Below are 3,208 nucleotides of genomic sequence, written 5' to 3' on the forward strand. Positions count from 1 at the left end.
ATTATTTATTGGCTAATGAGAATATTCGAAAGGATTTAACTCTTATGGTACGACAACTTGCTCCGAGCGAAAAGGGTTTGCCAATAGAAATTTATTGCTTTAGTAATAATATTAATTGGGTGGAGTATGAAGCTATTCAGGGGGATATCTTCGATCATCTTCTTGCTTCGATTAATGATTTTGATTTGGAGATATACCAGAACCCTACTGGGAAGTTTGGTAGCTAGTTATTCTTCTTTACATATTGAGTCAGAATAACAATTTGCTGATCATTCACTCGCCCCTCAATATGTTCTGGGTTGTCGTGAACAAGGTTTATGTTTCTTACCGCTGTTCCTCTTTTAGCAGTAAAGCCAGCACCTTTTACATTTAAATCTTTGATAAGAACAACAGAGTCTCCCTGCGATAGTAAAACACCGTTACTGTCTTTGTGCTTCACTGTAGATTCATCTTCAGAACCTTCTTTAGCCCATTTTAATGTGTCTTCCTTCAAATAAATCATATCTAGCATATTCATAGGCCATCCTTCGCTTTTAATGCTGTTTAATACCCTCCAAATTGCTACTTGTACAACTGGTACTTGTGTCCACATGGTATCGTTAAGGCATCTCCAGTAATTGGCATTGCTCGACTCATTCATATTGGAAAGGCATGTTTCGCAAACGGCAATATTTTCATCTGCCGATTCACTCGATGAATTATTAACTTGATAAGGCGATAATTCGGATTTCTTATCACAAAGCTCGCATTTAGATTCACTCCTTTGGGATAGACTGTCGATTAAACTCATTATAAAATTCTTTTTCGGATGCGATTATTGTTTGGCTTTTTCTATTTCGGAAGGTTTGTCGAGGTGTTCAAATTCGGAGTTGTTGCTTTTGTATTCGGAAACAATCTCCTTCATTTTAAGAACAATAGCCTTGTTATTTTGTTGATCGAACAAGCTAATTAGTTCGCTAATTTCTTTTTCGATAACTGCATATTCGTACTCTCTAACTTTGGCTATTAAAATTTGAGAATGATGTGTAGGTAAGGTGTTTTCTTGATCAGAAAATAATTCTTCGTGTAGTTTCTCACCGGGTCTCAGTTGGGTGAAAATAAGTTGTATGTCTTTCCCTAGTTCTAATCGGGATAGCTTAACCATCTTCTTTGCTAAGTCTACGATCTTAACAGATTCACCCATGTTAAAGACATATATCTCACCTCCGTTACCTGCTGTGCCGGCTTCTAGTACAAGCTGACAAGCTTCTGGGATTGTCATGAAGTAACGAGTAATGTCTGGATGGGTAACTGTTATTGGTCCGCCCGCTGCAATCTGCTTTTTAAATAAAGAAACAACAGAGCCGTTCGATCCAAGAACATTTCCAAAACGAGAGGTTATAAACTTTGTATCTGACTTTGTGTTTGAGCTCTGAGCATATATTTCAGCAATTCGCTTAGAGCATCCCATAATGTTACTTGGGTTAATAGCCTTGTCTGTGGAGATCATTACGAATTTATCCACCTTATGCTTGATGGCTAAGTCGACCATAATTTTAGTTCCAAGAACATTTGCTTGCACGGCTTCCGATGGATTATTTTCCATCATTGGAACATGTTTGTAAGCAGCTGCATGAAAAACTATTTCTGGTTTGAAGCTATTGTAAAGGTGATCCATCCGTTTCTCATTTCGGATGTCGCCTATCACGATTTCGAAATTTGGTCGATTTTTTTTTTCATTCATCTCTAAATCGAGCTCAAATAATGGCGTTTCTGCTTGATCAAGTAGGATCAATAGCTTGGGCTTGTAATTTGAAATTTGCCTTACCAATCCGCTTCCTATAGATCCAGCGGCTCCTGTTACAAGTACGACTCTATTGCGGAGCTCTTCTCCAATCTTATCTTCATTTAATACAATAGGCTCGCGTTGAAGTAAATCTTCGATGCGCACTTTTTTAATTTGCTTGAAACTTAACTGACCATTTATCCATTGTGAAACAGGAGGGACAACCATTACTCTTACATCATTCTTAAGACATAAATCGATAATTTCTTTTTTTCGATATGGGGTAATATTTTGAACTGCAATGATAAAATGATCTGGTGGGTCGTTTTCTAGAATACTGTTAAGCATTTCAATCGGCAATATTTTTACACCTTCTAAAACCTTTCCAGTTTTCTTTGGATCTAGATCAACAAATGCTTTGATGTTATATTTTGTACCACCGTCTCTAATAAGAGTATTCTTTGTAATTAAACCAGATTCTCCAGCACCATATATTACCACATTTGCTTTTGCTTTCTTGGGCCCTTTAAGCTCTACGTAAAGTATCTTAACTGAAACACGAGCTACAATCATAATGAAAATGGTAGCCATATAATCGATTATTATGATCGAAAATGGAATTAAAAAATGATCGTCGATAAAGAAAAAACGAATCAGGTTTGCTAAGACATAAAACGAACTACCAATAGATATTACTATGAAAATCCTTTGTGCATCTTCCGTACTGGTATATCGAATAATACCAGCATAAATTTTAGAAACATAAAAAGAGATGCCTCTAACGAGAACAACAAAAGGAAGAATAAACGGGATAGAACGAATTTCGTCTGGTGGTATATTAGTAAGATCAAAATTGAATCTTAGTAAATACGATAGAGATAATGCAAAAAGACATATAGCTATGTCAATAAAAAAGATCACCCATCTTGGTGTATTTATTTCTTTCAGTCCCATAATATCCAAAGTTACAGAAAATTTGAGCGCAGGTGGGTTTTGAATTTTATGAAGTAGCAATAAGAGTTGTTGTTATATTTGTAATCTACAGACTTGTTATGCCGAAAATTCTATTCATAGGTGCTCATAGAAAAGGTAGATCGCCTAGCCAGCGGTTTCGCTTTGAACAATATTTAGATTATTTCGAGGAAAACGGCTATCAATACGAGTTATCTGAACTTATTCAAGAAGAGGATGATGATATTTTTTACAGACCTGGTGCTTATTTAAAGAAGTTAATTATTCTGGCTAAAGGTTATTTGAAAAGGTTAAAGGACGTTAGAAGAGCAAATAACTTCGATATAATATTTGTGCAAAGAGAGGCATTCTCTACTGGTACATACTATTTTGAAAAAATGTTTTCTAAATCAAGTGCCAAATTAATCTTCGATTTTGACGATTCTATCTGGCTCCCTAATGTATCGCGTGGATATAAGAACTTGAGTTTTC

General features: G+C 35.7%; 4 protein-coding genes. 2 read left to right on the top strand and 2 right to left on the bottom strand.

The window, feature by feature from the left end:
* The coding region (locus HRT72_06460) for a mechanosensitive ion channel (GenBank protein ID NQY67349.1) at positions 1-227 on the top strand (227 nt) is incomplete at its 5' end.
* Here HRT72_06460 and HRT72_06465 read toward each other — a convergent pair.
* Together HRT72_06465 and HRT72_06470 are read right to left on the bottom strand one after the other, a co-directional pair.
* The gene (locus HRT72_06465) at positions 224-790 is read right to left on the bottom strand and encodes a PhnA domain-containing protein (protein NQY67350.1); all 567 of its coding nucleotides are present in this window, start codon (positions 788-790) and stop codon (positions 224-226) included. The genes HRT72_06460 and HRT72_06465 overlap by 4 nt on opposite strands.
* A gap of 24 nt (positions 791-814) precedes the next feature.
* Positions 815-2,719, bottom strand: coding sequence for a polysaccharide biosynthesis protein (locus HRT72_06470; protein ID NQY67351.1), 1,905 nt, complete (start codon positions 2,717-2,719; stop codon positions 815-817).
* Between the two features lie 98 nt (positions 2,720-2,817).
* On the opposite strand from HRT72_06470, the gene HRT72_06475 reads away from it, so the two are divergent.
* On the top strand, positions 2,818-3,208 hold a 391-nt coding region (locus HRT72_06475), incomplete at its 3' end, for a glycosyl transferase family 1 (GenBank protein NQY67352.1).

It is taken from the genome of Flavobacteriales bacterium, assembly GCA_013214975.1.
GTDB lineage: Bacteria > Bacteroidota > Bacteroidia > DT-38 > DT-38 > DT-38.

Excerpts from the sequence above, each read along its gene's own strand:
- HRT72_06470 (NQY67351.1), bottom strand. The coding sequence starts at position 2,719 with ATGGGACTGAAAGAAATAAATACACCAAGATGGGTGATCTTTTTTATT.
- HRT72_06465 (NQY67350.1), bottom strand. The coding sequence starts at position 790 with ATGAGTTTAATCGACAGTCTATCCCAAAGGAGTGAATCTAAATGCGAG.